Origin of the sequence: Amaricoccus solimangrovi, from assembly GCF_006385685.1 — a bacterium.
In the GTDB taxonomy this organism is placed as follows: Bacteria; Pseudomonadota; Alphaproteobacteria; order Rhodobacterales; family Rhodobacteraceae; genus Amaricoccus; species Amaricoccus solimangrovi.
The window spans coordinates 47635-74512 of record NZ_VFRP01000013.1; the positions used below are offsets into that span (position 1 = coordinate 47635).

Consider the following 26878-nt stretch of genomic DNA (forward strand, 5'->3'; position numbering starts at 1 on the left):
GATAGAGACGCGCCCTGATCCTAGAGACTGACAGACGGACCTCAGCACATGGCAAATTCGCCGTCCTCCAAGAAGCGTGCGCGCCAGACCGAGCGCCGCACGGAAGTCAACAAGGCGCGCCGCTCGCGCATCCGCACCTTCATCCGGAAGGTCGAGGAAGCCATCTCCTCGGGCGACAAGACCGCCGCGGTCGAGGCGCTGCGCGTCGCGCAGCCCGAGATCATGCGTGGCGTGACCAAGGGCGTGACCCACAAGAACACCGCCTCCCGCAAGGTTTCGCGGCTCGCCGGCCGGGTCAAGGCGCTCAGCGCCTGACGGCCTGACACCCGGTTTCCGATTGCCTGGACGCGCCCGGATTCGGGCGCGTTTTTCTTTGTCCGGGCGGCGGCGGGGAATTCGGCGATGTTCCACGTTCGATCCGGTTGTCCGCCCGGGGCCTCTTGGGTATGGTTAACCCCAGCGTAGCGAATCCAATCCGACCCTTCGACCCAGCGTCACCCCGCTCCTTCTGTTCGGCCCGCCGCCCGAACAGAAGCGTGGGTTGTTTCGTCGGCCGACGAAGAAGTTCCGGGGCCGGATGGACTCGCCCTGTTCTGCCCGGTCCGGATCCGGATCGGTACTGGAGTGATACAAGACGAATGTTGGCGGCGGTAACAAACATAACTCTCGTGGAGGGATTGGGCATGCGTTCGAGTGAGGTCTATTCCGGATCGCCCGACACGGCCGGCGCCCAGCCGGTCGATCTGCCCAGCCGAGCTTTCCGGGCCCTGGTCGCCTCCCACGAAGCAGCCTGATGATGAACGATATGTCGGATGCCTGTTCAGGCGCGTGGTCACGCGTGCGCGGCCACCTGCGGAGCCAGATCGGAATAGACGCCTACCAGAACTGGATCGACCCGCTCGCCTTCATCGGCGCCGATCACGGGATCGTCCGGATCGCGGCGCCCAACAGCTTCATCGGGACCTGGGTCCAGCGCAACTACGGCGAGGCGATCCGCCACCTGCTCGCGCGGGAGCGGGTGCAGGTGAGCCGGCTCGAATTCACCGTGGCGGTCTGTTCGAACGACCCCTCGCCGCCGGCCGAGCCGCCCCGGCGCGGGACGGCCCCCGAAATCGTTCGCGGCGAGGCCGGGGAGGCCCCGGCCCGGACGGCCGCCGGGCGGCCCGCCGCCGCGCGCGCCCCGGCCGCGCGTCCCGCCGCGCCCGCGATCGCCGCCGACCCCGTCGCGGATCCGGCGTTCGACGAGGCGCTCCACTCCCCGGCGATCCCGCGTTCCAGAGCCGAGGGCGCTGCCATGCCCGCCGATGCCGATCTGCCCCAGGCGCCGCTCGACGGACGGTTCACCTTCGACAATTTCGTGGTCGGCAAGCCGAACGAACTCGCCCACGCCGCCGCGCGCCGCGTCGCGGACGGGGGCGAGGTCGCCTTCAACCCGCTGTTCCTCTATGGCGGCGTCGGCCTCGGCAAGACGCATCTGATGCATGCGATCGCCTGGGAGGTGCGTCACAACACGCCGGATGCGAAGGTGCTCTACCTCTCGGCCGAGCAGTTCATGTACCGCTTCGTCTCGGCGCTGCGCTTCAAGGAGATGCACGGGTTCAAGGAGATGTTCCGCTCGGTCGACCTGCTCATGGTCGACGACGTGCAGTTCATCGCCGGCAAGGATTCGACCCAGGAAGAGTTCTTCCACACGTTCAACGCGCTCATCGACCAGCAGAAGCAGATCATCATCTCCGCCGACCGCGCGCCGGGCGAGATCGACGGGCTGGAGGAGCGCATCAAGTCGCGCCTGCAATGGGGCCTCGTCGTCGACCTGCACCCGACCGACTACGAGCTCCGGCTCGGCATCCTGCAGGCCAAGGCGGAGGCGCAGATGCTCGCGCATCCGGGCATCCTGATCGGGCCGGGGGTGATGGAGCTGCTGGCGCACCGGATCTCGTCCAACGTCCGCGTGCTCGAGGGGGCGCTGACGCGGCTCTTCGCCTATGCCGGGCTCGTCGGGCGCGAGATCGATCTCGACATGGCGCAGGAATGCCTCGCCGACGTGCTGCGCGCCTCCGAGCGCAAGGTCACGATCGAGGAGATCATCCGCAAGGTGGCCGATCACTACAACCTCAGGATGTCCGACCTGCTCTCGGCGCGGCGCGCGCGGCAGGTGGCGCGGCCGCGACAGGTGGCGATGTATCTCGCCAAGACCCTGACCTCGAAGAGCCTGCCGGAGATCGGGCGGCGGTTCGGCGGGCGCGACCATACGACGGTGATCCACGCGGTCCGCAAGATCGAGGAACTGAGGAAGACCGACAGCCAGATCGCCGAGGACGTCGAGCTCCTGCGCCGGATGCTCGAGGCGTGACGGCGCGCGGGAGGCGGACCGAGGTCCGCCCTGCGCCGCCCTCGTAGGGCGGACATTTGTCCGCCTCTGGCCTCGGGCGGGCATTCCCCGCCCTCGCAGGCGGGGTGGCGGACCGAGGTCCGCCCTACGGTTCGCCCCGCGTAGGGCGGACATGTGTCCGCCATCCCCCCGCGCCGTCCCCGGGACCGCCGCGCCCCCTTGCAGTCCGCCGCCGATCGGCTAGTGTCGCCTCCCCGCCCGGGTCCGGGCGGGCGGGAGCACGGGGACAACACGATGAAACTCAGCATGGAACGCGGCGCCCTGCTCCGGGCCATGAACCGCGCGCAATCCGTCGTCGAGCGCCGCAACACGATCCCGATCCTCGGCAACGTGCTGATCGAGGCCGAGGGCGATCAGGTGAGCTTCCGCGCCACCGATCTCGACATCGAGGTGATCGACAAGGCCCGCGCCATGGTGATCCACGCCGGCGCGACCACGGTCTCCGCCCATACGCTGCACGAGATCGTCCGCAAGCTGCCCGACGGCGCGATGGTCGAACTTTCCGACGACGCCTCCGCCGGCCGGCTGGAGGTTCGCGCGGGGCGGTCGCATTTCTCGCTCCAGACGCTGCCCCGGGAGGACTTCCCGATCATGGCGAGCGCGGAATACGACTGCGACTTCTCCTGCCCGGCGCCGGTGCTGCGGCGGCTGTTCGACAAGGCGAAATTCGCGATCTCGACCGAGGAGACGCGCTACTATCTCAACGGCGTCTACATGCACGCGGCGACCGCGACCGACGGGCCGGTGCTGCGCTGCGTCGCGACCGACGGGCACCGGCTCGCCCGGATCGACGCGGCCCTGCCGGAGGGGGCGGAGCGGATCCCGGGCGTCATCGTACCGCGCAAGACCGTGGGCGAGCTGCGCAAGCTGCTCGACGACGACGAGGCGATCATCGCCGTCTCGGTCAGCGAGACCAAGGTGCGTTTCGCGACGCCGGAGGTGACGCTGACCTCGAAGGTCATCGACGGCACCTTCCCCGACTATTCCCGCGTGATCCCGACGAACAACACCCGCCGGCTCGAGGTCGACGCGGCCGAGTTCGCCCAGGCGGTGGACCGGGTCGCCACCGTGAGTTCGGAACGCTCGCGCGCCGTCAAGATGGCGCTCGACGAGGACCGGCTGGTGCTCTCGGTCAACGCGCCCGATTCGGGCGCGGCGGACGAGGAACTGGCGGTCGCCTACGCCGACGAGCGGCTGGAGATCGGGTTCAACGCGAAATACCTGCTCGAGATCGCGGGCCAGGTCGACCGAGAGAACGCGGTCTTCCTGTTCAACTCCTCCGGCGACCCGACGGTGATGCGCGAGGGCAACGACGAATCCGCGGTCTATGTCGTGATGCCGATGCGGGTGTGAGCCGGCTGGCGCTCCGGCGCCTGACGCTCTCGCATTTCCGCTCCCACGCCCGGGGCGCCTTCGGCTTCGCCGGCGCGCCGGTCGCGATCCACGGGCCGAACGGCTCGGGAAAGACCAATCTGATCGAGGCGATCTCGCTCCTCTCGCCCGGCCGCGGGCTGCGCGGCGCCGCGGCGGAGGAGATGGCGCGGCTGCCCGAGCGGATCGGCTGGAAGATCGCCGCGGAACTCGAGGCGCCGTCGGGCACGCATGAGGTCGTGACCTGGAGCGAGGGCGCGGGGCGGCGGGTGGAACTCGACGGCAAGGCCGCGGCGCAGGCGGCGCTCGGCGCGGTGGCGCGGGTCCTGTGGCTGACGCCCGCGATGGACCGGCTCTGGCTCGAGGGCGCGGCGGAACGGCGGCGCTTCCTCGACCGCGCGACGCTCAGCCTCCTTCCCGAACATGGCGCGGCGGCGCTCGCCTATGACCGGGCGCTGCGCGAGCGCGGGCGGCTGCTGCGCGAGGGCGTGCGCGATCCGGGCTGGTACGCCGCGCTCGAGGCGCGGCTCGCGGAGGAAGGCGCGCGGATCGACGCCGGCCGGCGCGCGGCGCTCGCCCGGCTCGGCGCGGCGCCGGAGACGCCGGGATTTCCGCGCGGCGATCTGGCGCTGATCGCGGAGGGGCCACGCGATCCGGCGGGGCTGCGCGCGGCGCTGGCGGAGGGCCGCGCGCGCGATCTCGCCGCCGGGCGGACCGGGATCGGCCCGCATCGCGACGATCTCGGCGCGGTCTACGCGGCGAAGGGGATGGAGGCGCGGCTCTGCTCGACCGGGGAGCAGAAGGCGCTGCTGATCGGCGTGGTGCTTGCCAATGCCTGGGCGGTGGCGGAGGATTTCGGCGCGCCGCCGCTCCTGCTGCTCGACGAGGTGGCGGCGCATCTCGACGCGGACCGGCGCCGGGCGCTCTACGGTGCGATCGCGGGGCTCGGCGCGCAGGCCTTCCTCACGGGGACCGGGCCGGAGCTGTTCGAGGGGCTGGAGGGGGAGCGGCTGGCGCTGTAGGGCGGACCTCGGTCCGCCGTCGCGCGCCGGGATGGCGGACCGAGGTCCGCCCTACGAGCGATTGGCGCCTTGGGGCCGAGATTCCCCAAGCCGCGCCGCAAGCGGCGGACCGTGGTCCGCCCTACGGAGGACGCGCATGTTTCCAAGATCCATCAGCCTGATCACGCTCGGCGTCGCCGATCTCGAGCGCGCGCGGCTGTTCTACGCCGCGCTCGGCTGGGAGGCGGTGGCGGCGCCCGAGGGGGTGGTCTTCATCCAGCTCGCCGGGCAGGTGCTGGCGCTCTTCGGCCTCGACGATCTCGCGAAGGACATGGGCGTGGCGCCGGAGACGCTTGGGCGGGGCGCGAGCAATCTCGCGCGCAACTTCGCGACCGAGGCGGAGGTGGACGCGGCCTTCGCGCGCGCGCTGGACGCGGGCGCGGCGCCGATCAAGCGGCCGGAAAAGGTGTTCTGGGGCGGCTATTCCGGCTATTTCGCCGATCCCGACGGCCATGTCTGGGAGGTCGCGATGAACCCGTTCTGGTCGCTCGGCCCGGAGGGCACGCTGACCCTGCCGGAGGGCGGGGCCTGAGCCCCGCGGGGGCGTTTCGCGACCCCGGGGGCGGGAGAGCCAAAGGATTGATAAAACGGAGGATTTTCCCGACGCCCAGGGGGATTCGAGGGGTGACATCCGGACTGTCAATCGCTAGATTATGACACCATCACCAAGGACCCCCGCGACATGGCCGAACCAGCCCGCGTCCCCGAGACTTACGACGCCGATTCCATCAAGGTTCTCAAGGGACTGGAGGCCGTGCGCAAGCGGCCGGGCATGTATATCGGCGATACCGACGACGGGTCGGGCCTCCATCACATGGTCTACGAGGTCGTCGACAACGGCATCGACGAGGCGCTGGCGGGCCATGCGACCGAGGTGGCCGTCACGCTGCACGCGGACAATTCGGTCAGCGTCTACGACAACGGCCGCGGCATCCCGGTCGGCATCCACGAGGGCGAGGGCGTCTCGGCGGCCGAGGTCATCATGACCCAGCTGCACGCCGGCGGCAAATTCGACCAGAACAGCTACAAGGTCTCGGGCGGGTTGCACGGCGTCGGCGTCTCGGTGGTGAACGCGCTTTCCGACTGGCTGGAGCTCAGGATCTGGCGCGAGGGGTTCGAGCATGTCGCGCGGTTCGAGCGCGGCGACACGGTCGAGCATCTGCGCCGGGTCGGCCCCGCGGGGGAGCGGACCGGGACCGAGGTGCGCTTCCTCGCCTCGACCGACACGTTCAAGAATCTCGACTATTCCTTCGCGACGCTGGAGCACCGGCTGCGCGAACTGGCCTTCCTCAATTCCGGCGTGGGCATCCGGCTCCGCGACGAGCGGCATACCGAGCCGCAGGAGGTCGAGCTGCGGTACGAGGGCGGGGTGAAGGAATTCGTTCGCTATCTCGACCGGCTCAAGACGCCGCTGATCAAGGATCCGATCTATGTCTCGGGCGAGCGCGACGGGATCGGGATCGAGGTCGCGATGTGGTGGAACGACAGCTACCACGAGAACGTGCTGCCCTTCACCAACAACATCCCCCAGCGCGACGGCGGCACGCATCTCGCCGCCTTCCGGGGCGCGCTGACGCGCACGATCAACAACTACGCCGGATCGAGCGGGATCGCGCGGAAGGAGAAGGTCAATCTCTCGGGCGACGACGCGCGCGAGGGGCTGACCTGCGTCCTCTCCGTCAAGGTGCCCGATCCGAAGTTCTCGAGCCAGACCAAGGACAAGCTCGTCTCCTCCGAGGTGCGGCCGGCGGTCGAGGGCATGCTGAACGAGAAGCTCGCCGAGTGGTTCGAGGAGAACCCGGCCGAGGCGCGGACCGTGGTGGGCAAGATCGTCGAGGCCGCCGTGGCGCGGGAGGCGGCGCGCAAGGCGCGCGACCTCACGCGGCGCAAGACGGCGATGGACGTGGCGAACCTGCCCGGCAAGCTCGCCGACTGCCAGGAGAAGGATCCGGCCAAGGCCGAGCTCTTCATCGTCGAGGGCGACTCGGCCGGCGGCTCCGCGAAACAGGGGCGGCACCGGGCCAACCAGGCGGTGCTGCCGCTCCGGGGCAAGATCCTCAACATCGAGCGGGCGCGTTTCGACCGGATGCTGTCGTCGGAGGCGATCGGCACGCTGATCACCGCGCTCGGCACCGGGATCGGGCGCGACGAGTTCGACCTCGGCAAGCTGCGCTACCACAAGATCATCATCATGACCGACGCGGACGTGGACGGCGCGCATATCCGCACGCTGCTGCTCACGTTCTTCTTCCGCCAGATGGAGGAGCTGATCACGGCCGGGCACCTCTACATCGCCCAGCCGCCGCTCTTCAAGGTGACGCGCGGACGCTCGGAAGTCTATCTCAAGGACCAGCCGGCGCTCGATTCCTACCTGATCGAACAGGGGCTCGAGGGTGCGAGCCTCAGGCTCGGCGACGGATCGGTGCTCGCGGGGGCCGATCTGGCGCGGGTGGTCGAGGAGGCGCGGGCGGTCCGCGCCGCGCTCGGGAGCTTCCCGACGCATTACTCGCGCCATGTGCTGGAACAGGCGGCGATCGCCGGCGCGCTGGCGCGCGGCGTGCTCGACGACGATCCGCAGGGCACGGCGGACCGGGTGGCGGCGCGGCTCGACATGATCGCGCCGGAATACGAGCGCGGCTGGCAGGGACGGCCGACGCAGGACGCCGGGATCCGGCTCTGGCGGGTGCTGCGCGGGGTCGAGGAGGCGCGCATCATCGACGGCGCGGCGCTGCGCTCGGCCGAGGCGCGCCGGCTCGCCGCGCTGAGCGGCGCGCTCGGCGAGGTCTACGCGACGCCGGCGGTGCTGACGCGCAAGGACAAGAGCCAAGTGATCCACGCCCCCTCCGAACTGCTCGACGCGGTGACGCGCGAGGGCGAGAAGGGGCTGAGCCTGCAGCGCTACAAGGGTCTCGGCGAGATGAACCCGGAGCAGCTCTGGGAGACGACGCTCGATCCCGAGGCTCGCACGCTCCTGCAGGTCCGGATCGAGCATCGCGAGGAAGCGGACGAGGTCTTCACCAAGCTGATGGGCGACGAGGTGGAGCCGAGGCGCGAATTCATCCAGACGAACGCGCTCAGCGTCGCCAATCTCGACTTCTGACGCGCCGCGTCAGGCGCGCCCCCCGCGCGGGTCGAGCCCGGCGAGAAAGACCGAGGCCGCGCGCGTGGCGGGGCGGTCGGCCCGCCTCAGCGCGGTGAAGCGCCGTTCCGGCAGCGGCAGCGGCACCCGCAGGAGCAGCCCGGCATCGAGGCTCGGCGCGGCGACGGAGGCCGCGAGCGCGGTGGCGCCCAGCCCCGCCTCCACCGCGCCGCGCACCGCCTCGTTCGACGGCAGTTCCAGCCGGATGTCGAGCCGGGCCGGATCCACCCCCATCCCGGCCAGCGCCGCCTCGAAGACCGAGCGGGTGCCGGAGCCGCGTTCGCGCAACACCCAGGCTCCCCCGGCGAGCGCCTCCGCGTCGGGGGCCCCGCCCGCCGCCCAGGGATGATCCGGGGCGACGAGGAGCACGAGCTGGTCGCGCGCGACCACCCGGGCCTCGCAGGCGCCGCTCTCGACCGCGCCTTCCACCAGCCCGATCTCCGCGAGGCCGCGCTCCACCGCGTCGAGCACCTGTTCGGTATTGCCGATCCCGAGGCGGATCTCGACCCCGGGCCAGGCCCGCCGGAACGCCGCGAGATGGCGGGGCAGCCAGTAGCCGGCGATGGTCTGGCTCGCGCGGATCGTCAGGACGCCGCGGGCCAAGCCGCCGAATTCGGCCAGCGCCAGTTCCGCCCGCTCGACCTGGGCGAGGACCGCCCTCGCCTCGGCGAGCAGCACCCGCCCGGCCTCGGTCAGTTCGACCCGGCGGCCGATCCGGTCGAAGAGCGCGACGTCGTGGCGGGTCTCCAGCGCCGCCACGGCGCGGCTCACCGCAGACTGGGCGAGGCCGAGCGCCTCCGCCGCGCGCGTCATGTGCTGGCGCTCGGCCACCGCGACGAAGATCCGGAGCTGGTCGAGGGTCATCGAAGATCCATGCGTTCAAGGCATCGTATCAATGATGATCATGCGTTGGAAGAATTGGAATCGGGTCGCTAGGTTCCGCTCCGACGCAGCGAGGGATTTTCGGGATGGTCGAGGGGCGCGTGATGGAGACGGGGCCGGAGCTTCGGGGGATCGTCCGGCGGTTCACGCCGAACTGGTTCGCGGTGACGATGGGGACGGGCGGGCTTGCGCTGGTGTTGCGGCAGGTGCCGGGGGCGGGGCTCGACGCGCCGGCGCTCGCGCTCTGGCTGCTCGCGACCGTGCTCTTCGCGGTCTTTTCGGTACTCTACGCCGCGCGCTGGATCCTCTTTCCGCGCGAGGCGGCGCGGATCCTCGCGCATCCGGTGATGTCGATGTTCCTCGGGACGATCCCGATGGGGCTGACCACCGTCGCGAACGGCTTCCTCGCCTTCGGCCCCGGCCTGATCGGCGCCGCGGCGCTTCCCGTCGCGCTGACGCTCTGGGCGATCTCGGCCGCGCTGGCGCTCGCCTGCGGCCTCGGCGTTCCCTATCTGATGTTCACCCGGCAGGAGCACGGGCTCGAACGGATGACCGCCGTCTGGCTGCTGCCGCTCGTCGCGGCGGAGGTGGCCGCGGCCGGGGCGGCGGGGCTCGCGCCGCATCTCGCGGGCGGGGCGGCGGCGGCGATGGTGATCGGCGGATATGTGCTCTGGGCGCTGTCGGTGCCGCTCGCGATGAGCGTGCTCGCGCTCCTGTTCCTGCGGCTCGCGCTGCATCGGCTGCCGGAGGCGGAGGTCGGTCCCTCGGCCTGGCTGACGCTGGGGCCGATCGGAACCGGCGCGCTCGGGCTCCTGCTTCTCGGGGAGGCGGCGCCGGCCGCCTTCGCGGGCGGGCCGCTCGCCGCCGCGGGCGGGGCGGCCTTCGGCCTCGGCATCCTCGGCGGGCTGGTGCTCTGGGGCTACGGCCTCTGGTGGCTCGGCCTCGCGCTCCTCAAGACGGCGCGCTACCTGCGCTCGGGCCTGCCCTTCTCGCTCGCCTGGTGGGCCTTCACCTTCCCGCTCGCGGTCTTCACGCTCGCGACGCTGGCGCTCGGCCGGCTGACGGGGCTTGGCGCCTTCGATCTCGGCGGGACGCTGCTCGCCTGGCTTCTCGCCGGACTCTGGCTGATCGTCGCGACGCGCACCGCGCGGGGGGCGCTGCGCGGCACGCTCTTCTTCTCGCCCTGCCTCGCGGGCGCCCCGCGCTGAGGCGCGGCCGCCCGCGGGGGGCGCGTCAGTGGGTGTGCTTGTCGAGGTAGCCGCGCACGAAGTCCTTCAGCCCGGGCGTGTCGCATTCGAAGCCCATGGACTCGGCCTTCTCGATCACCTCGTCGCCCGACATCCCCCGCTGCGCGCCGCGATGCATCATCACGAGCGCGCCCGAGCGCTTGCCGGAGGCGCAATGGACGAGGATCGGGCCGGGCAGATCCCCGACCTTCTCGCGGAAGCCGTCGACGACCTCCTCCGAGAGATTCTGGCCGTCCACCGGATGGTGCATGTAGGTGAGCCCGGCCGCCTCGGCGACGCCGCGTTCCTCCTCCGGCGTCACCTCCTGCTTCTCCTCGGAGGTGCGCATGTTCACGACCGATCGGAAGCCCTCCTTCGCGGCCGCGCGGAGCGCGTCCGGGGCGGGGGCGAATTTCGCCACGGTGAACCTGTCGTCGATCTTCACCACGTCGCGCATGAGTTGCTTCTCCTGTTCCGAGGGTTTTTCGGTTTCGTAGCCGGCGGCCTTCCAGGCCTTCCAGCTGCCCGGCACGTTGCGGACCTTCGCGAAGCCGTGCGCGGCGAGGATGCTCGCCGCCATGCTGGCGCGAAAACCGCTGGCGCAATAGGTCGCGATCTCGGCGGCGGGGTCGAGTTCGCCCAGCCGGTCGCGCAATTCGCCGAGGAAGATGTGCCGGGCGCCGGGCACGTGGCCCCCGCGCCACTCTCCGTCCTTGCGGACGTCGAGCGTCGCCACGCCGCTTTCGCGCAGTTCGTGGACGCTCAGCTGCGGGATATGGCGCAGGTCGCGGCCCGACTCGCGCCAGGCGCCCATGCCGCCGGCGAGATAGCCGCCGAAGCGGGTGAAGCCGGTCCGCCACAGCAGGCGCAGCACCTCCGGCAGTTGCCGGTCATCCTCGAGCACGAGATGGATCGGCCGGTCCGGGTCGAGCAGCCAGCCCGCCCAGACCGAAAGCTCCGGCCGGGCACCGATGTTGAGCGCGCCCGGAATGTGGCCGCCGCCGAAGGAGAGCATGTCGCGCACGTCGAGAAGCTGCGCGTCGCCCCCGAGCGAGTCCGCGAAGGCCGCCGGCGGCAGCGCGGGCACGCGCGGCAGGTTGCCGAGCACCTCGGGACCGGCCGCGTTGACCTTCTTCAGCCGCGGATAATGCGTCGGCACCGGGGGCGCGTCCTCGTGCATCGCGCGCCGGAAGGCGTCGAACTCGGTGATGGCGGCGTAGCTGTTGTGCGCGCGCTCGTAGCCGATCGTGCTCGACATCCGGTCGCCGATGTTCGGGCCGCAGGCCGAGCCCGCGCCGTGGCCGGGATAGATGATCACCGGGTCGGGGAGCTTCATGTAGAAGTCCCGCGTGGTGCGGAAGAGCGCCTCGGTCAGCTCCTCCGTCTCCTCCTCGCCGAGCAGGTCCGGCCGGCCCACGGAATCGACGAAGAAGCTGTCGCCGGTCAGCACGCCCCAGGGCTCCTCCTTCTCGCCCTCGTAGAGCAGGAAGGAGACGTGTTCGGGCGTATGTCCGGGGGTATGCCGCGTCACCATCCGGACGCCCCCGAAGGTGAAGGCGTCGCCGTCGCGCAGCGGATGGTGTTCGAAATCGTAGCTGGCGCCGCCCTCGGCGCTGACGCAGAGTTTCGCGCCGCCGTCGAGCCGGGCCGCGAGTTCGCGCGCGCCGCTCATGAAGTCGGCGTGGATGTGAGTCTCGAACACATGGGTGATCGCGAGGCCGTAGCGCCGGGCGATCTCGAGATAGATGTCGACGTCGGGCCGGGGGTCGATCACGGCCGCGGTCCCGGCGCTGTCGTCCCCGACGAGGTACGAGCACTGTGCCACCCCGTCGGCGAGGATCTGTTCGAAGCGTAACGTCATCGGTAGCCTTTCCGGTTCAGACGGGCCCCAACAATCGACGCCGCCGAGTGTTCCGGAATTCGCCCGTGAAACGGCACTCACATTCGGTTGTCCCGCCCGAACAGACACCTTCTTGTCCGCGCGGCCCGCGTTCTTTTGTCGCGCCTCCGCCCCCACGACCAAGAAACTTCCGGCATCGACCGGGCAAGTTCGTCCGGGCGGAGAAAAGTAACCCGGAACACCCCCGGTCGCCGGCGGTTTGGCAACGGGGCGCGGGATCCGGAGGCGGAGCGCGCGCCGTCTCACGAGCAGCGACGGAGGGAAAATTTCGATGAAGAGGCAATTCGGCGCGGGCATCGCGCTCGGCATCCTGGGAACCGTTCTCGCCGCGGTCGCGATCTGGATCGTCGTCGTCTACACGGGGGCCTACAACGTCGCCGCGTCGGAGCGGCACACGGACGCGGTGCGCTGGACGCTCGACACCGCGATGCGCCGCTCGGTGAGCAGCCGGGCCGGCGGCGTGGAGATTCCGCGGGATCCTCCCGAGGATCTGCTTGCCACCGGCGCGGGGCTCTACGCCGGAAGCTGCGCCCATTGCCACGGCGCGCCGGGCGGGGAGCCGGAGGAATGGTCGCGCGGGATGCGCCCCGAGCCGCCGCGGCTGGCGGAGGCGGCGACCGAATGGATGCCGGAGGAGATCCACTGGATCGTGGCCAACGGCATCCGGATGTCGGCCATGCCGGCCTTCGGCGCGCATCACACCCCGGAGGAACTCGTCGCGCTCACCGCCTTCGTCGACGCGCTGCCGGGGCTGACGCCCGAGGATTACGCCGCGCTGACCGGGACCGGCGGAGAGAGCGCCGGAGCCGCGCCGGTCCCGGCCGGCGACGCGCCGGCGCGTCCCTGAACCTGACGGAAGAAGAAGGAACGAAGAACATGTCCTACATCCGCTTCGGGCTGATGATCCTCACCTCCACCGTGGTGATGTTCGTCCTGATGTACCTCAACACCTATGCCTGGGAGCACGTCTTCTTTTCCGAGACGCGCAGCTACATGGCGATCATGATGGGCGCGACGATGGCGGTCATCATGCTGGCCTACATGCTCGGCATGTATTCGAACAGGCGTCTGAACGTCGCGATCTTCGTCGGGGCGGCGATCGTCTTCGCGCTGTCGCTCTGGCTCGTCCGCGCCCAAGTCACCGTTTCGGGGCCGAGCTACATGCGGGCGATGATCCCGCACCATTCGATCGCGATCATGACCTCGGAACGCGCCCAGATCCGCGACCCGCGGGTGCGCAAGCTCGCGGACGAGATCATCGAGGCGCAGCGGCGCGAGATCGCGGAGATGCGCTATCTGATCGGGGAGGTCTCGGAGGGCCGGATCGTGGAGAGCATCTACGAGGATCCGCCGGCCGAGCCGGGAAGCGTGGCGGACGCGCTCGGCAATACGCGGATCTCGACTCTCGATCTCGCGCCCGTGCCCGAGGCCGAGGCCGACCGCGTCCTCGTCGCCGGGGACCGCTGCGTCTTCCGCCGCGGCCAGGAATCCGACCCGGTGCTCTGGATCGCGCGCGCGGACGGCGCGGCGGCGATGAAGCTGAACGGGATCCTCGTCGATCTGGAGGGAAGCGGGGAGCCCGGGAGCGGGACGGGGGAATTCTCGGCCCCCGGCACGAGCCTCACCCTCCGGCCGCTCGGCGAGGAGGCGGACTGGCGCCAGAACGCCGAGCTCGTCTTCCGGCTCGACCAGGGCTTGGAGGTCGGCTACCGCGGCTTTTACGGCTGCGGCGCCTGACGCGCGCCGGCGCCCGCCCGAGGGGGGCGCCGGCGACCGGTCTCAGGCGTGGATCGCGCCGTCGCCGCAGGCGAGCGCGGCTTCGCGCACCGCCTCGGAACAGGTCGGATGGGCGTGGCAGGTGCGCGCGAGATCCTCCGCCGCCGCGCCGAATTCCATCGCGACGCAGACCTCCTGGATCAGCTCGCCCGCCTGCGGCCCGATGATATGGGCGCCGAGGATCCGGTCGGTCTCCCTGTCCGCGAGGATCTTCACGAAACCGTCGGCCATGAAATAGCTCTTGGCGCGCGCATTGCCCATGAACGGGAACTTGCCGACCTTGTAGGCGCGGCCCTGGGCCTTCAGCGTCTCTTCCGTCTCGCCGACCGAGGCGACCTCGGGGCTCGTGTAGATGACGCCGGGGATGACGCCGTAGTTCACATGGCCGTGCTGGCCCGCGATCGTCTCGGCGACCGCCATGCCCTCGTCCTCGGCCTTGTGCGCGAGCATCGGCCCGGGGGTCACGTCGCCGATCGCGTAGATGCCGGGGACGTTCGTGCGCCCCTGCGCGTCGACCTCGACCTGGCCGCGCTCGGTCAGCGCGACGCCGGCGGTGTCGAGACCGAGGCCCTCCCTGTAGGGGCGGCGGCCGGTGGCGACGAGCACGACGTCGACGTCGAGCGCGCCCTCGCTCTCGTCCTTGCGCAGCTTGTAGCTCACGTGAACGCCGTTCTCGCCCGGCTCGGCCGACTGCACGGCGGCGCCGAGGACGAAGGTGAGCCCCTGTTTCGCCAGCTGCTTCTGGAGCGCCTTGCAGATCTCGAGATCCATGCCCGGCGTGATCTGGTCGAGGAATTCGAGCACCGTCACCTCGGCGCCGAGACGCGCGTAGACCGAGCCGAGTTCGAGCCCGATAACCCCCGCGCCGATCACGGCGAGCCGCTTCGGGATCTCGGGGAGTTCGAGCGCGCCGGTGGAGGAGACCACGGTCTTCTCGTCGATCGTGACGCCCCGGAGCGGGGTCACTTCCGAGCCGCTGGCGATGACAATGTTCTTCGCCTTGTGAACCGTCCCGTTCACCTCCACCTCGCCCGGGGCGGCGATCCGGCCCCAGCCTTTGAGCCAGTCGACCTTGTTCTTCTTGAACAGGAACTCGATGCCCTTGGTGTTGCTCTCGACGGTGGACTGCTTGTAGGCCTGCATCCTGGCGACGTCGAGCGTCGGCGCGGCGCCCATCAGACCCATCTTCTCGAAGGTCTCATGCGCCTCGTGATAGAGTTCGGAGGCGTGCAGCAGCGCCTTCGACGGGATGCAGCCGACGTTGAGGCAGGTGCCGCCGAGCGTCTCGCGCCCCTCGACGCAGGCCGTCCTGAGGCCGAGCTGGGCGCACCGGATGGCACAGACATAGCCGCCCGGCCCCGCGCCGATGACGATCACATCGTAGTCAGCCATTTCTCACTCCTCGCCGGCGCTTCCCCGCGCCAATTGTCAGAACAGGGCCGCCAGGATCATCACCATGGTCGCGGTGAGACCGACCCCGAAGATGACCGATCGCCAGGGCGACCAGCCGAAGGCATAGGCGGGCACGTAGAGCACCCGCGCGCCGAGATAGATCCAGGCGCAGGCGGCGGTGAGCCCGGAGGCCGCGCCCGAGAGCGTCACCACGACGACCGCGACGGTGAAGAGCGCCAGCGCCTCGAAATGATTGGCGACGGCGCGGCGCAACCGCCCGGTCAGGGGGGAATATTCCACCGTCTCGTCGCGCGGGCCGGCGTTGTAGGCGACGCCGACGTCGCGGTTCATCGACGCGTTGCCGAGCATGATCTGCGCGACCTGCAGGATCGCGGCGAGCGCGAGGACGGTCAGCTCGGCGGTCATGACCTACTGGCCCACCCCGCGCAAAGCGGCGTCGACCAACGGGCTTTTTCCCCCGTGATCCAAGTCAAAGTTGCGAAACCTATCAAGATTGGGAACGCTGCCGGGCAGTTCTGCCTCAAGATCATCGAGCAATGACATCAACGACAATGCGGCCCTCGACGCGCTCTCTTCTCTGCGGGCCCAATGGATAGCCCTGTCGGCCATTTGACCTCTCACATAGGTGCCAGTGAGAAAAGCTACTGCGATGCAAGTCCAAACCCGAAAGGCTAAGCTCAGAGACCCATCTGGTAGCTGGGTATTGCGAGCGAGAAGCCAAGTTACCGCATAGGGCAATATCCATGCCGTAGCACAGGAAAACAGCATAGCGAAGATGATCTCGCGCCTGGTCCCAATGACGTCCTCCCGAAGACCCTTGACGGGGCGGAGTTCTCGATCCAGACGCGAATCCACCACGTCATTGCGCGACAAGGCGTCATGCAAGATCAGCCTCAGGCGGCGAGCCAAAACAGCCTTGTCGCGCTCTTCGTTCATTTTGTTCTACAGATCCATCAGCAGCCGCCGCGGATCCTCGAGCGCTTCCTTGACGCGGACGAGGAAGGTGACCGCGCCCTTGCCGTCGACGATCCGGTGGTCGTAGCTCAGCGCCAGGTACATCATCGGCCGGATCACCACCTGACCCTTGATCGCCATCGGGCGCTCCTGGATCTTGTGCATGCCGAGGATGCCCGACTGCGGCGGGTTCAGGATCGGCGAGGACATCAGCGAGCCGTAGACGCCGCCGTTCGAGATCGTGAAGGTGCCGCCCTGCATGTCGGCCATCGAGAGCTTGCCGTCGCGGGCCTTGAGGCCGAGCTCGGCGATCTCCTTCTCGATCGCGGCGAAGGACTTCTGGTCCGCGTCGCGCACCACCGGCACGACGAGCCCGGTCGGCGTGCCGACCGCGACGCCCATGTGCACGAAGTGCTTGTAGACGATGTCCGTGCCGTCGATCTCGGCGTTGACCTCCGGGACCTCCTTCAGCGCGTGGCAGCAGGCCTTGGCGAAGAAGGACATGAAGCCGAGCTTCACCTTGTGCTTCTTCTCGAAGAGCTCCTTGTACTCGTTGCGCAGATCCATCACGCCGGTCATGTCCACCTCGTTGTAGGTGGTGAGCATGGCGGCGGTGTTCTGCGCCTCCTTCAGGCGGCGCGCGATGGTCTGGCGCAGGCGGGTCATCTTCACCCGTTCCTCGCGCGAGGCATCCTCGGCCGCGACGGCGGCGCGGGGCGCGGGGGCCGGAGCGGGGGCGGGTTTCGGCGCCTCGGTCCTCAGCACGTCCTCCTTCATGATCCGGCCGTCGCGGCCGCTGCCCGCGACCTGGTCGGGGCTGAGCCCCTTCTCGGCCATCAGCTTCTTCGCCGAGGGCGCGTCCTCGACGTCGTGCGCGGCGCTCGGCGCCGGGGCCTGGGTGGCGGCCGCCGTCGCCGCGACCGGGGCGGCGGCGGAGGCGCCGGAGCCCGCGCCGATCACGCCGAGCTTGCCGCCGGCCGAGACCGTGGTGCCCGCGGGCGCCAGGATCTCGCTCAGCACGCCCGCGGCCGGGGAGGGCACCTCGACCGAGACCTTGTCGGTCTCGAGCTCGCAGAGGAGCTCGTCCTGCGCCACGACGTCGCCGGGATTCTTGAACCAGGTGGAGACCGTCGCCTCGCTGACGCTCTCGCCCAGCGTCGGGACCATGATCTCGACCGAGCGCGCGTTGGCGGGGGCGGATTCGCTCTCCTCCGAGGCCGCCTTGCCCGGCTCGGCCGCGGCCTTCGGCGCCTCGGCGTCGGTCGGATGCGCGGCGGCGACCTTCGCCTTCTCGCCGCCCGCGGGTTTCGCCCCGGCCTTCTCGTCGATCACCGCCAGCAGCGCGTCGAGCCCGACGGTCTCGCCTTCCTTCGCGACGATCTCGGTCAGGACGCCGGCGGAGGTGGCGGGCACCTCGACCGTCACCTTGTCGGTTTCGAGCTCGCACAGCATCTCGTCCACCGCGACCGCGTCGCCAACCTTCTTGAACCAGGTTGCGACGGTCGCTTCGCTGACGCTCTCGCCCAGCGTTGGCACGCGAATCTCGGCCATTGTCTTATCGGTCCTTCCTGACGGTCAGTGCGTCGTCCACCAGCTGGTCCTGCTGGAGCTTGTGCTGCTTCGCGAGGCCGGTCGCCGGCGAGGCCGAGGAGGGCCGCCCGGCATAGATCGGCCGCTGGTGCTTCGCGCCGATGCGGCCGAGCACCCATTCGATGTTGGGCTCGACGAAGGTCCAGTAGCCCTGATTCTTCGGCTCTTCCTGGCACCAGACGACCTGCGCGTTCTTGAACCGGCCGAGCTCCTTGGTGAGCGAGAGCGCCGGGAAGGGATAGAACTGCTCGAGCCGCATGATGTAGACGTTGTCGATCCCGCGCGCGTCGCGCTCCTCGAGCAGGTCGTAATAGACCTTGCCCGAGCACATCACGACCCGCTTGATCTTCTCGTCCGGCACCAGCCGCGACTCGCCCTCCGGCCCCTTGTCCGCGTCGTCCCAGAGCACGCGGTGGAAGCTCGACCCCTTCGAGAATTCGGCGAGGTCCGAGACCGCGAGCTTGTGGCGCAGCAGCGACTTCGGCGTCATCAGGATGAGCGGCTTGCGGAAGCTGCGGTGCAGCTGCCGGCGCAGGATGTGGAAATAGTTCGCGGGCGTCGTGCAGTTCGCGACGATCCAGTTGTCCGCCGCGCAGAGCTGCAGGAACCGCTCGGGACGCGCGGAGGAATGCTCCGGCCCCTGGCCCTCGTAGCCATGGGGCAGCAGCATCACGAGGCCCGACATGCGAAGCCACTTCGACTCGCCCGACGAGATGAACTGGTCGATCATGATCTGGGCGCCGTTGGCGAAATCGCCGAACTGGGCCTCCCAGAGCACGAGCGCGTTCGGTTCCGCGAGGCTGTACCCGTATTCGTAGCCGAGCACCGCGTATTCCGACAGCATCGAGTCGACGACCTCGTAGCTCGCCTGCTTGTCGTCGATGTTGTTGAGCGGGAGGTAGCGCTCCTCGGTCTTCTGGTCGATGATGCCGGAATGGCGCTGGCTGAAGGTGCCGCGGGTGGCGTCCTGGCCCGAGAGGCGGACGGGATAGCCCTCGGTCAGCAGCGTGCCGAAGGCGAGCGCCTCGGCGGTCGCCCAGTCGATCCCCTGGCCGGTCTCGATCATCCGCTGCTTCGCCTCGAGCATGCGCTGCACGGTGCGATGGGCGTTGAATCCGTCCGGCAGCGCCGTGAGCGCCGCGCCGACCTTCTTCAGACGTGCCATCTCGACGCCGGTCTTGCCGCGCTGGTAGCGGCCCTCGCGCTTGCCGAGGCCCGACCAGCGGCCGTCGAGCCAGTCCGCCTTGTTCGGGCGGAAGTCCTTGCCCGCCTCGAACTCGGCGTTGAGCTGCGACTGGAACGCGCCCTTCATGTCCTCGATCTCGCCCTCGGGGATGAGGCCGTCGGCGACGAGGCGGTCGGTGTAGAGCTGGAGCGTGGTCTTGTGGCCCTTGATGGCCGTGTACATCTGCGGCTGGGTGAACATGGGCTCGTCGCCCTCGTTGTGCCCGAAGCGCCGGTAGCAGAACATGTCGATCACGACATCCTTGCCGAACTTCTGCCGGAACTCGGTCGCGATGCGCGCGGCATGCACCACCGCCTCCGGATCGTCGCCGTTCACGTGGAAGATCGGTGCCTCGACCATCAGCGCGATGTCGGTCGGATAGGGCGAGGAGCGCGAGTTGTGCGGCGCCGTGGTGAAGCCGATCTGGTTGTTCACGACGATGTGGATCGTGCCGCCGGTCCGGTGCCCCTTGAGGCCCGAGAGGCCGAAGCATTCCGCGACGACGCCCTGGCCCGCGAAGGCCGCGTCGCCGTGCAGCAGCACGGGCAGGACCTGCCGGCGGTCGGCGTCGTTCATCTGCGCCTGCTTGGCGCGGGCCTTGCCGAGCACGACCGGGTCGACCGCCTCGAGATGGCTCGGATTCGCGGTCAGGCTGAGATGCACGGTGTTGCCGTCGAACTCGCGGTCCGAGGAGGCGCCGAGGTGATACTTCACGTCGCCGGAGCCCTCGACCTCCTCGGGCTTGTAGCTTCCGCCCTGGAACTCGTTGAAGATCGCGCGGTAGGGCTTGCTCATCACGTTGGCGAGCACGCTGAGACGGCCGCGGTGGGGCATGCCGATCACGATTTCCGCGACGCCGAGCTGGCCGCCGCGCTTGATGATCTGCTCCATCGCCGGGATGAGCGCCTCGCCGCCGTCGAGACCGAAGCGCTTGGTGCCGGTGTACTTGATCTGGAGGAACTTCTCGAAACCCTCGGCCTCGACGAGCTTGTTCAGGATCGCCCGCCGCCCCTCCTGGGTGAAGCGGATCTCCTTGCCGTAGCCCTCGATCCGCTCCTTGAGCCAGGAGGACTGCTCGGGGTCGGAGATGTGCATGTACTGGAGCGCGAAGGTGCCGCAGTAGGTGCGCTTCAGGATCTCCAGGATCTGCCGCATCGAGGCGGTCTGCAGCCCCAGCACGTTGTCGAGGAAGATCGGCCGGTCCATGTCGGCCGCGCCGAAGCCGTAGGATTCGGGCTTCAGTTCGGGATGCGGCGTGGTGGCGCTGAGATTGAGCGGGTCGAGGTCGGCGATCAGATGGCCCCGGATGCGATAGGCGCGGATGATCATCAGCGCGCGCAGCGAATCGAGCACGGCCTGCTGGACCTGCGCCTCGGAAAGGCTCACGCCCTTCTCGGCGGCCTTGGCCTGGACCTTCTCGGCGACCTTCTTCGCGGGCGCCGGGCCCCATTGCCCGTCGAGCGCCGCGGTCAGTTCGTCGGTGGGCGCGGGCGGCCAGTCGGCGCGGGCCCAGCTTGCCCCCTCGGCGCCCCGGATCGCGTCGGAATCGGCGTCGCCGAGCCCCCGGAAGAAGTCGGCCCAGGAGGCGTCCACCGAGTTCGGATCCCGGGCGTAGCGCGCCTGGAGCGCCTCCACGTATTCCGCGTTCTGCCCCTGCAGGAACGAGGAGTTCTGAAAGACCGTGTTCTGCGACTGGTCGGTCATCTCTCGCGACGGGACTTGCCCGCTCCTTTGCGTGTCCGGGCCGCCCCGCGTACCGGGGTCCCGGCGTGAAGGCCCCGCCCGGCCCGAATGGCCGGACGGGGTGAGTTCGTCAGCCGCGGCCGATCGCCTTCAGGACCGCCTCGCCGAGGCCGGCGGGGCTGTCGGCGACGACGAAGCCCGCGGACTTCATCGCCTCGATCTTGTCCTCGGCGCCGCCCTTGCCGCCGGCGACGATCGCGCCCGCGTGGCCCATGCGGCGGCCCTTCGGCGCGGTACGGCCCGCGATGAAGCCCGCGATCGGCTTCGCCCGGCCGCGCTTCGCCTCGTCCTTGATGAACTGCGCGGCCTCTTCCTCGGCCGAGCCGCCGATCTCACCGATCATGATGATGGACTCGGTTTCCGGATCGTCGAGCAGCCATTCGAGCACGTCGAGGTGTTCCGTCCCCTTGATCGGGTCGCCGCCGATGCCGACGCAGGTCGACTGGCCGAGACCCGCGGCCGTGGTCTGCGCGACGGCCTCGTAGGTAAGCGTGCCCGAACGCGACACAACCCCGACCGAGCCGCGCTTGTGGATGTGGCCCGGCATGATGCCGATCTTGCAGGCGTCCGGCGTGATCACGCCCGGGCAGTTCGGCCCGATCAGGATCGAGCGCGAGCCCTGGAGCGCGCGCTTCACCTTCATCATGTCGAGCACCGGGATGCCCTCGGTGATCGCGACGATGAGCTCGATCTCGGCGTCGATCGCCTCGAGGATCGCATCGGCCGCGAAGGGCGGCGGCACGTAGATCGCGGTCGCGTTGGCGCCCGTCGTCTCGCGCGCCTCGGCCACGGTGTTGAAGATCGGCAGGCCGATATGGCTGGAGCCGCCCTTGCCCGGGGTGACGCCCCCGACCATCTTGGTTCCGTAGGCGATCGCCTGTTCGGAATGGAAGGTGCCCTGCGAGCCGGTCAGGCCCTGGCAGATCACCTTGGTGTTCTCATCGACGAGGATCGACATTCTCAGGCACCTTTCACGGCTTTGACGATCTTGTCGGCGGCGTCGGCGAGATTGTCCGCCGCGATGACCGCGAGGCCGCTTTCGTTCAGGATCTTCTTTCCGAGCTCGACATTCGTGCCCTCCAGCCGGACGACCAGCGGCACCTGGAGCCCCACCGCCTTCACGGCGGCGATCACGCCCTCGGCGATCACGTCGCAGCGCATGATCCCGCCGAAGATGTTGACGAGGATGCCCTTCACGTTCGGATCCGAGGTGATGATCTTGAAGGCTTCCGTCACCTTCTCCTTCGTCGCTCCGCCGCCGACGTCGAGGAAGTTGGCGGGTTCCGAGCCGTAGAGCTTGATGATGTCCATCGTGGCCATCGCGAGGCCCGCGCCGTTCACCATGCAGCCGATCTCGCCGTCGAGCGCGATGTAGTTCAGGTCGAACTTCGAGGCCGCGAGTTCCTTCGGATCCTCCTCGGTCTCGTCGCGGAGCGCGAGGACCGCGGACTGGCGGTAGAGCGCGTTCGAGTCGAAGCCCAGCTTCGCGTCGAGGCACTTCAGGTCGCCGTCGGTCGTGACGATCAGCGGATTGATCTCGACCATCTCCGCGTCCTTCTCGAGGAACAGCCTGTAGAGCCTGTTCACGAGATCGACGCACTGCTTGACCTGCTTGCCCTCGAGGCCGAGCGCGAAGGCGACGCGGCGGCCGTGGAAGCCGGAGATGCCGGAGGCCGGATCGACGGAGAAGCTCAGGATCTTCTCGGGGGTCTTCGCGGCGACCTCCTCGATGTCCATGCCGCCCTCGGTCGAGACGACGAAGGCGATGCGCGAGGTCACGCGGTCGACGAGCAGCGCGAGGTAGAGTTCGCGCGCGATGTCCGAGCCGTCCTCGATGTAGACGCGGTTCACCACCTTGCCGGCCGGGCCGGTCTGGTGCGTGACCAGCGTGCGGCCGAGCATCTTCTGGGCTTCCTCGGCCGCCTCGGCGACCGACTTCGTGACGCGCACGCCGCCCTTCTCGCCCGCGCTCTCTTCCTTGAACTTGCCCTTGCCGCGTCCGCCGGCGTGGATCTGCGCCTTGACGACCCAGATCGGCCCGCCGAGCTCGCCCGCCGCCGCCTTGGCCTCCTCGGCCCGAAGGACGATCTTCCCGTCGGAAACGGGCAGCCCGTACTCCTTCAGCAGCTGCTTGGCCTGATATTCATGAATGTTCATCTGACGCCCATTCCTCCCGGGGCTTCGATTTCCGCCCGAACGGAAACCCAGGACCTCCGTAGCCCGCGGGTCGTCCAACTCGATGCGACCTTTTGCCTAGGCGGGGAACGCCGGGGATGCAAATGGTTTGAGCATGGAGACCATGCCGGGCGGGGAATTGCCGAGCTTTGTGATCACATGAATTTTTGCTGTGATCACACACCTCCCGCGACCGGGCCGGCGGGGGTCGCCGCTGATTCGGCCGGGCGGAAAAGCGTCTCCGGGCGGCGGGTCGGGGCCTCAGCGCCCGCCGGAGACGTCGATGAAGGCGCCGGTGGTGTAGGAGGCCGCGTCCGAGAGCAGCCAGAGCACCGCCTCGGCCACCTCCCCGACGGTGCCCGCGCGGCCGATCGGCGTGGTGGCGCCGAGCCGCGCGGCGCGGTCGGGCGCGCCGCCCGAGGCGTGGATCTCGGTCTCGATCAGCCCGGGGCGCACCGCGTTCACCCGCACCCCCTCGGGGGCCAGTTCCCGCGCCAGCCCGAGCGTCAGCGCGTCGAGCGCGCCCTTGGAGGCGGCGTAGTCGACGTATTCGTTCGGGGAGCCGAGACGCGAGGCCATCGAGGAGACGATGACGAGGGCGCCGCCCGGCCCGCCGCGGGCGCGGGAAAGCCGCCGCGCCGCCTCGCGCGCGGTCAGCAGCGTGCCCGTCACGTTCACCTCGACGACGCGGGCCATCCGCTCCGCCGTCATGTCGGCGAGTTTCGAGGCCGGCGCCACGATCCCGGCATTGGCGACGACATGCGTGACGGGACCGAGCGCCGCGGCGGCGCTTTCGAAGAGCCCGACCACCTCCGCCTCGCGGGTGACGTCGCCGCGCACCGTCCGGGCCTCGCCGCCCGCGGCGCGCACCGCCACGGCCGTCGCCTCGGCCGCGGCCGCGTCGTCGCGATAGTTGACCGTCACCGCCCAGCCGCGCGCCCCGGCGAGGCGGCAGACCGCCGCGCCGATGCCCCGCGAGCCGCCGGTGACGACCAGATGCGCCATCAGGCGAGCGTGGAATCGATGCCCTTGCAGGCCTCGATCAGGCCCTTCACGGCCTCGACCGACTTGTCGAACATCGCCTTCTCGGCCTTGTCGAGCGAGATCTCCACGACCTTCTCGATGCCGCCGGCGCCGATCACGGTCGGGACGCCCACGTAGATGTCCTTCAGCCCGTAGGGGCCGTCGAGATGGGCGGCGCAGGGCAGGACGCGCTTCTGGTCCTTGAGGTAGGCCTCGGCCATCTCGATCGCGGAGGCCGCCGGCGCGTAGAAGGCCGAGCCGGTCTTGAGCAGGCCGACGATCTCGGCGCCGCCGTCGCGGGTGCGCTGCACGATCGCGTCGAGCTTCTCCTGCGTGGTCCAGCCCATCTTCACGAGATCGGGGAGCGGGATGCCGGCGACGGTGGAGTAGCGCGTCAGCGGCACCATCGTGTCGCCGTGGCCGCCGAGCACGAAGGCGGTCACGTCCTTGACCGAGACGCCGAACTCGACGGCGAGGAAGTGGCGGAAGCGCGCGGAATCGAGCACGCCGGCCATGCCGCAGACCTTCTCGGTCGGGAGGCCGGAGAATTCGCGCAGCGCCCAGACCATCGCGTCGAGCGGGTTGGTGATGCAGATGACGAAGGCGTTCGGCGCGTGCTGGGCGATGCCCTCGCCGACCGACTTCATCACCTTGAGGTTGATGCCGAGCAGGTCGTCGCGGCTCATGCCCGGCTTGCGGGCGACGCCGGCGGTGACGATGCAGACATCGGCGCCCGCGATCGCCTCGTAGGAATTCGCGCCGGTGATTTCCGCGTCGAACTTGTCGACCGGCGCGCTCTCGGCGATGTCGAGCGCCTTGCCCTGCGGCGTGCCCTCGGCGATGTCGAACAGCACCACGTCGCCCAGTTCCTTGAGCGCCGCCAGATGCGCGAGCGTACCCCCGATCTGGCCCGCGCCGATGAGCGCGATCTTCGGTCTAGCCATGAGCCCGTTCTCTCTCGTTGAGGAAAAAAACGCGATTTGGCTAGCCGCTCGCCACCGCATTAGCAAGACGCAAAAGCCCGGCCCGGCGCGTGCGCCAGGGGCGGACAGGGGGCGGCGCGCGGGGCGCGTGGGCGCCGGTCAACCGAGGGAATATCGAGCCGGATCAGTCCTTTGGCGGGCGGATCGGGTGCTCGTGGACGCGGCCCCGGATCGGGTCGGATTTCTCTCCCGCCGACCCGCCGCGGCGCACGCGCCGCGTCGGCGGTGACATTACGATGGCGGCGCGCGCCGATACCCCCGACAGGGGCGGGGGGACCGGTTTGGCCTTGTCATCCCGGCCGCGCGCGGGCATCTTTTGCGCCGCAGCAAGAGAATGTATGCGATGGAACACAATATCCAACCCTACCGGTCCGTTCTCTACATGCCCGGCTCACGGCCGCGCGCCCTTGAAAAGGCGCGCAATTTGCCGGCCGACGCGCTGATCCTCGACCTCGAGGACGCAGTCGCCCCGGCGGAGAAGGAGCGGGCGCGCGACCTGGTGGCCGAGGCGGTGGAATCAGGCGGCTACGGCCTGCGCCGGCTGCTGATCCGGGTGAACGGGCTCGACACCCGCTGGGGCGAGGCCGATATCGCGCGCGCCGCCAAGGCCGGCCCGCACGCGATCCTGGTGCCGAAGGTCGAACAGCCGGAGGACGTCCACCGCGTCGTCGAGCTGATGAAGGCCGCGGGCGCGCCGGAACAGACCCGGATCTGGGCGATGATGGAGACGCCGCGCGCGATGCTGAACGCGGGCGTGGTCGCGACCGCGCATCCGCTGCTCGAAGGGTTCGTGATCGGCACCAACGACCTCGTCAAGGATCTCGGCGCCGCGCATGTGCCGGACCGCGCGCCGCTCCTCACCAGCCTGTCGCTCTGCCTGCTCGCGGCGCGCGCCGCGGGGCTCGTCTGCGTCGACGGGGTGCACAACGCCTTCCAGGACCGCGAGGGCCTGCGCGCCGCCTGCTTGCAGGGCCGCGACATGGGGATGGACGGCAAGTCGCTGATCCATCCCGACCAGATCGCGATCACCAACGAGGTCTTCGCGCCCTCGCCCGGCGATCTCGAGCTGGCCAGCGCGCAGGTGGAGGCCTTCGAGGAGGCCGAGGCGCGCGGCGAGGGGGTGGCGGTGCTGAACGGCCGCATCGTCGAGAACCTGCACGTCGTCTCGGCCCGCCGGCTGCTCGCCCGGGCGGCCGCGATCGCGGCGATGAGCGAACCCGCCGCCTGAGACGGCGGCCAGGAGGAGACACCCCGATGGCACTTCTCGTACTTGGCCTCGTCCTCTGGACCGCGCCGCATCTCGTCAAGCGCCTCGCCCCGGGGGCGCGGGCCGGCCTCGTCGCCCGGCTGGGCGAGGGGGGGACGAAGGGCCTCATCGGCCTCGTGATCGGGCTGGGGCTCGTCCTGATCATCATCGGCTTCCGCTCCGCCCCCTATGTCGCGCTCTATACGCCGCCGGCCTGGGCGATCCACGTCAACAACACGCTGATGCTGATCGCGGTCTTCCTCTTCGGCGCCTCGCACGCGCCGAGCCGGGTCAAGGCCTGGCTGCGCAACCCGATGCTGACCGGCGTGGTGGTCTGGGCGGTGGCGCATCTCCTCGTCAACGGCGATCTCGCGGCGCTCATCCTCTTCGGCGGCATGGGGCTCTGGGCGGTCGCCAACATCCTGGCGATCGACGCCACCGCGCCGAAGGCGCCGGCGGGGCCGGTGCCGGTCATGGCCGACGTGAAGCTCGCCGTCATCGCCGTGATCGTCTTCGCGGTGATCGCCGCGATCCACACCTGGCTCGGCTACTGGCCCTTCCCGAGGTAACGCCCATGCTCGCCTACCGCTTCCTCTCCGAGGATGACACCTCGGCCTTCTGCCACAAGGTGACCCGCGCGCTCGACGCCGGCTGGGCGCTGCACGGCGGCCCGACCTATGCCTTCGACGCGGCGCGCGGCGTGATGCGCTGCGGCCAGGCCGTCGTGAAGGAGGTCGATGTTGCCTACGACCCGTCGATCAAGCTGGGTGATCTCTGAC

At 69.7% G+C, this 26878-nt stretch carries 23 protein-coding genes; 12 read left to right on the forward strand and 11 right to left on the reverse strand.

The features are described from left to right. Positions 1-48 precede the first annotated feature (48 nt). The 6 genes from rpsT (at position 49) to gyrB (ending at position 7924) form a co-directional block, all read left to right on the forward strand. Complete coding sequence (rpsT, locus tag FJM51_RS13750; protein WP_140454705.1) at positions 49-315, forward strand: 30S ribosomal protein S20; 267 nt, start codon at positions 49-51, stop codon at positions 313-315. 481 nt (positions 316-796) lie between these two features. Further along, entirely contained in the window at positions 797-2353 is a 1557-nt protein-coding gene (dnaA, locus tag FJM51_RS13755) for a chromosomal replication initiator protein DnaA (protein ID WP_438502757.1), read from the forward strand. Between the two features lie 273 nt (positions 2354-2626). Further along, a complete protein-coding gene (gene dnaN / locus FJM51_RS13760) occupies positions 2627-3745 on the forward strand; it encodes a DNA polymerase III subunit beta (protein WP_140454706.1) in 1119 nt (372 codons plus the stop codon). Continuing rightward, positions 3742-4785, forward strand: coding sequence for a DNA replication/repair protein RecF (gene recF / locus FJM51_RS13765; RefSeq protein ID WP_140454707.1), 1044 nt, complete (start codon positions 3742-3744; stop codon positions 4783-4785). Before dnaN ends, recF begins: the two co-directional genes overlap by 4 nt. 136 nt (positions 4786-4921) lie before the next feature. Continuing rightward, complete coding sequence (locus FJM51_RS13770; RefSeq protein WP_140454708.1) at positions 4922-5356, forward strand: VOC family protein; 435 nt, start codon at positions 4922-4924, stop codon at positions 5354-5356. Positions 5357-5506: 150 nt separating this feature from the next. After that, positions 5507-7924, forward strand: coding sequence for a DNA topoisomerase (ATP-hydrolyzing) subunit B (gene gyrB, locus FJM51_RS13775; RefSeq protein ID WP_140454709.1), 2418 nt, complete (start codon positions 5507-5509; stop codon positions 7922-7924). A gap of 9 nt (positions 7925-7933) precedes the next feature. On the opposite strand, the gene FJM51_RS13780 is transcribed toward gyrB, so the two are convergent. Beyond that, positions 7934-8827, reverse strand: coding sequence for a LysR family transcriptional regulator (locus FJM51_RS13780; RefSeq protein ID WP_140454710.1), 894 nt, complete (start codon positions 8825-8827; stop codon positions 7934-7936). Between the two features lie 104 nt (positions 8828-8931). Between FJM51_RS13780 and FJM51_RS13785 the strand changes: the two genes are divergently transcribed. Continuing rightward, positions 8932-10053 carry an SLAC1 family transporter gene (locus tag FJM51_RS13785; RefSeq protein WP_140454711.1) on the forward strand — a complete coding sequence of 374 codons (1122 nt, stop codon included), beginning with the start codon at positions 8932-8934 and terminating at the stop codon, positions 10051-10053. Positions 10054-10078: 25 nt separating this feature from the next. Here FJM51_RS13785 and FJM51_RS13790 read toward each other — a convergent pair whose 3' ends face one another. Beyond that, complete coding sequence (locus FJM51_RS13790) at positions 10079-11932, reverse strand: rhodanese-like domain-containing protein (RefSeq protein WP_140454712.1); 1854 nt, start codon at positions 11930-11932, stop codon at positions 10079-10081. Positions 11933-12242: 310 nt separating this feature from the next. Between FJM51_RS13790 and FJM51_RS13795 the strand changes: the two genes are divergently transcribed. Further along, the gene (locus FJM51_RS13795) at positions 12243-12818 is read left to right on the forward strand and encodes a c-type cytochrome (protein WP_140454713.1); all 576 of its coding nucleotides are present in this window, start codon (positions 12243-12245) and stop codon (positions 12816-12818) included. 29 nt (positions 12819-12847) lie between these two features. Then, positions 12848-13708, forward strand: coding sequence for a DUF6692 family protein (locus FJM51_RS13800; RefSeq protein ID WP_140454714.1), 861 nt, complete (start codon positions 12848-12850; stop codon positions 13706-13708). Between the two features lie 42 nt (positions 13709-13750). Here the strand turns inward: FJM51_RS13800 and lpdA are convergent, their stop codons facing one another. The 9 genes from lpdA to mdh all read right to left on the reverse strand — a co-directional run bounded on the left by lpdA (position 13751) and on the right by mdh (position 24814). Then, positions 13751-15139, reverse strand: coding sequence for a dihydrolipoyl dehydrogenase (lpdA, locus tag FJM51_RS13805; protein WP_140454715.1), 1389 nt, complete (start codon positions 15137-15139; stop codon positions 13751-13753). Positions 15140-15175: 36 nt separating this feature from the next. Next, a complete protein-coding gene (locus tag FJM51_RS13810) occupies positions 15176-15565 on the reverse strand; it encodes an MAPEG family protein (protein ID WP_140454716.1) in 390 nt (129 codons plus the stop codon). Positions 15566-15568: 3 nt separating this feature from the next. Then, positions 15569-16096, reverse strand: coding sequence for a hypothetical protein (locus FJM51_RS13815; RefSeq protein WP_140454717.1), 528 nt, complete (start codon positions 16094-16096; stop codon positions 15569-15571). Positions 16097-16102: 6 nt separating this feature from the next. Further along, a complete protein-coding gene (gene odhB, locus FJM51_RS13820; RefSeq protein WP_140454718.1) occupies positions 16103-17665 on the reverse strand; it encodes a 2-oxoglutarate dehydrogenase complex dihydrolipoyllysine-residue succinyltransferase in 1563 nt (520 codons plus the stop codon). Between the two features lie 4 nt (positions 17666-17669). After that, the gene (locus FJM51_RS13825; protein ID WP_140454719.1) at positions 17670-20633 is read right to left on the reverse strand and encodes a 2-oxoglutarate dehydrogenase E1 component; all 2964 of its coding nucleotides are present in this window, start codon (positions 20631-20633) and stop codon (positions 17670-17672) included. Positions 20634-20742: 109 nt separating this feature from the next. Next, on the reverse strand, positions 20743-21630 hold the full coding sequence (sucD, locus tag FJM51_RS13830) for a succinate--CoA ligase subunit alpha (protein WP_140454720.1): 888 nt from the start codon (positions 21628-21630) through the stop codon (positions 20743-20745). Between the two features lie 2 nt (positions 21631-21632). Next, a complete protein-coding gene (gene sucC, locus FJM51_RS13835) occupies positions 21633-22829 on the reverse strand; it encodes an ADP-forming succinate--CoA ligase subunit beta (RefSeq protein WP_140454721.1) in 1197 nt (398 codons plus the stop codon). Between the two features lie 279 nt (positions 22830-23108). Further along, on the reverse strand, positions 23109-23852 hold the full coding sequence (locus FJM51_RS13840) for an SDR family oxidoreductase (protein WP_140454722.1): 744 nt from the start codon (positions 23850-23852) through the stop codon (positions 23109-23111). Further along, positions 23852-24814 carry a malate dehydrogenase gene (gene mdh / locus FJM51_RS13845; protein WP_140454723.1) on the reverse strand — a complete coding sequence of 321 codons (963 nt, stop codon included), beginning with the start codon at positions 24812-24814 and terminating at the stop codon, positions 23852-23854. Before mdh ends, FJM51_RS13840 begins: the two co-directional genes overlap by 1 nt. Positions 24815-25196: 382 nt before the next feature. Here mdh and FJM51_RS13850 point away from each other — a divergent pair, with 382 nt between their 5' ends. The 3 genes from FJM51_RS13850 to FJM51_RS13860 are packed head-to-tail and all read left to right on the forward strand — an operon-like array spanning position 25197 to position 26877. Continuing rightward, positions 25197-26081 (forward strand): HpcH/HpaI aldolase/citrate lyase family protein, encoded by an 885-nt coding sequence (locus FJM51_RS13850; RefSeq protein ID WP_140454724.1) that lies wholly within the window; start codon positions 25197-25199, stop codon positions 26079-26081. A 26-nt stretch (positions 26082-26107) separates the two neighbouring features. Then, a complete protein-coding gene (locus tag FJM51_RS13855) occupies positions 26108-26668 on the forward strand; it encodes an NnrU family protein (protein WP_140454725.1) in 561 nt (186 codons plus the stop codon). Between the two features lie 5 nt (positions 26669-26673). Further along, positions 26674-26877: a DUF1737 domain-containing protein gene (locus FJM51_RS13860; RefSeq protein WP_140454726.1), complete on the forward strand. Its 204-nt coding sequence runs from the start codon at positions 26674-26676 to the stop codon at positions 26875-26877. Position 26878: the final 1 nt, after the last annotated feature.

What these genes read in the sequence shown, in the direction of transcription:
- FJM51_RS13825 (WP_140454719.1), bottom strand. Translation starts at nt 20,633, where the DNA reads ATGACCGACCAGTCGCAGAACACGGTCTTTCAGAACTCCTCGTTCCTG.
- FJM51_RS13810 (WP_140454716.1), bottom strand. Translation starts at nt 15,565, where the DNA reads ATGACCGCCGAGCTGACCGTCCTCGCGCTCGCCGCGATCCTGCAGGTC.
- FJM51_RS13815 (WP_140454717.1), bottom strand. Translation starts at nt 16,096, where the DNA reads ATGAACGAAGAGCGCGACAAGGCTGTTTTGGCTCGCCGCCTGAGGCTG.
- rpsT (WP_140454705.1), top strand. Translation starts at nt 49, where the DNA reads ATGGCAAATTCGCCGTCCTCCAAGAAGCGTGCGCGCCAGACCGAGCGC.
- gyrB (WP_140454709.1), top strand. Translation starts at nt 5,507, where the DNA reads ATGGCCGAACCAGCCCGCGTCCCCGAGACTTACGACGCCGATTCCATC.
- FJM51_RS13855 (WP_140454725.1), top strand. Translation starts at nt 26,108, where the DNA reads ATGGCACTTCTCGTACTTGGCCTCGTCCTCTGGACCGCGCCGCATCTC.
- FJM51_RS13770 (WP_140454708.1), top strand. Translation starts at nt 4,922, where the DNA reads ATGTTTCCAAGATCCATCAGCCTGATCACGCTCGGCGTCGCCGATCTC.
- lpdA (WP_140454715.1), bottom strand. Translation starts at nt 15,139, where the DNA reads ATGGCTGACTACGATGTGATCGTCATCGGCGCGGGGCCGGGCGGCTAT.
- sucD (WP_140454720.1), bottom strand. Translation starts at nt 21,630, where the DNA reads ATGTCGATCCTCGTCGATGAGAACACCAAGGTGATCTGCCAGGGCCTG.
- mdh (WP_140454723.1), bottom strand. Translation starts at nt 24,814, where the DNA reads ATGGCTAGACCGAAGATCGCGCTCATCGGCGCGGGCCAGATCGGGGGT.
- dnaA (WP_438502757.1), top strand. Translation starts at nt 797, where the DNA reads ATGAACGATATGTCGGATGCCTGTTCAGGCGCGTGGTCACGCGTGCGC.
- FJM51_RS13800 (WP_140454714.1), top strand. Translation starts at nt 12,848, where the DNA reads ATGTCCTACATCCGCTTCGGGCTGATGATCCTCACCTCCACCGTGGTG.
- FJM51_RS13795 (WP_140454713.1), top strand. Translation starts at nt 12,243, where the DNA reads ATGAAGAGGCAATTCGGCGCGGGCATCGCGCTCGGCATCCTGGGAACC.
- FJM51_RS13840 (WP_140454722.1), bottom strand. Translation starts at nt 23,852, where the DNA reads ATGGCGCATCTGGTCGTCACCGGCGGCTCGCGGGGCATCGGCGCGGCG.
- FJM51_RS13850 (WP_140454724.1), top strand. Translation starts at nt 25,197, where the DNA reads ATGGAACACAATATCCAACCCTACCGGTCCGTTCTCTACATGCCCGGC.
- odhB (WP_140454718.1), bottom strand. Translation starts at nt 17,665, where the DNA reads ATGGCCGAGATTCGCGTGCCAACGCTGGGCGAGAGCGTCAGCGAAGCG.
- sucC (WP_140454721.1), bottom strand. Translation starts at nt 22,829, where the DNA reads ATGAACATTCATGAATATCAGGCCAAGCAGCTGCTGAAGGAGTACGGG.
- FJM51_RS13780 (WP_140454710.1), bottom strand. Translation starts at nt 8,827, where the DNA reads ATGACCCTCGACCAGCTCCGGATCTTCGTCGCGGTGGCCGAGCGCCAG.
- FJM51_RS13785 (WP_140454711.1), top strand. Translation starts at nt 8,932, where the DNA reads ATGGTCGAGGGGCGCGTGATGGAGACGGGGCCGGAGCTTCGGGGGATC.
- dnaN (WP_140454706.1), top strand. Translation starts at nt 2,627, where the DNA reads ATGAAACTCAGCATGGAACGCGGCGCCCTGCTCCGGGCCATGAACCGC.
- FJM51_RS13860 (WP_140454726.1), top strand. Translation starts at nt 26,674, where the DNA reads ATGCTCGCCTACCGCTTCCTCTCCGAGGATGACACCTCGGCCTTCTGC.
- FJM51_RS13790 (WP_140454712.1), bottom strand. Translation starts at nt 11,932, where the DNA reads ATGACGTTACGCTTCGAACAGATCCTCGCCGACGGGGTGGCACAGTGC.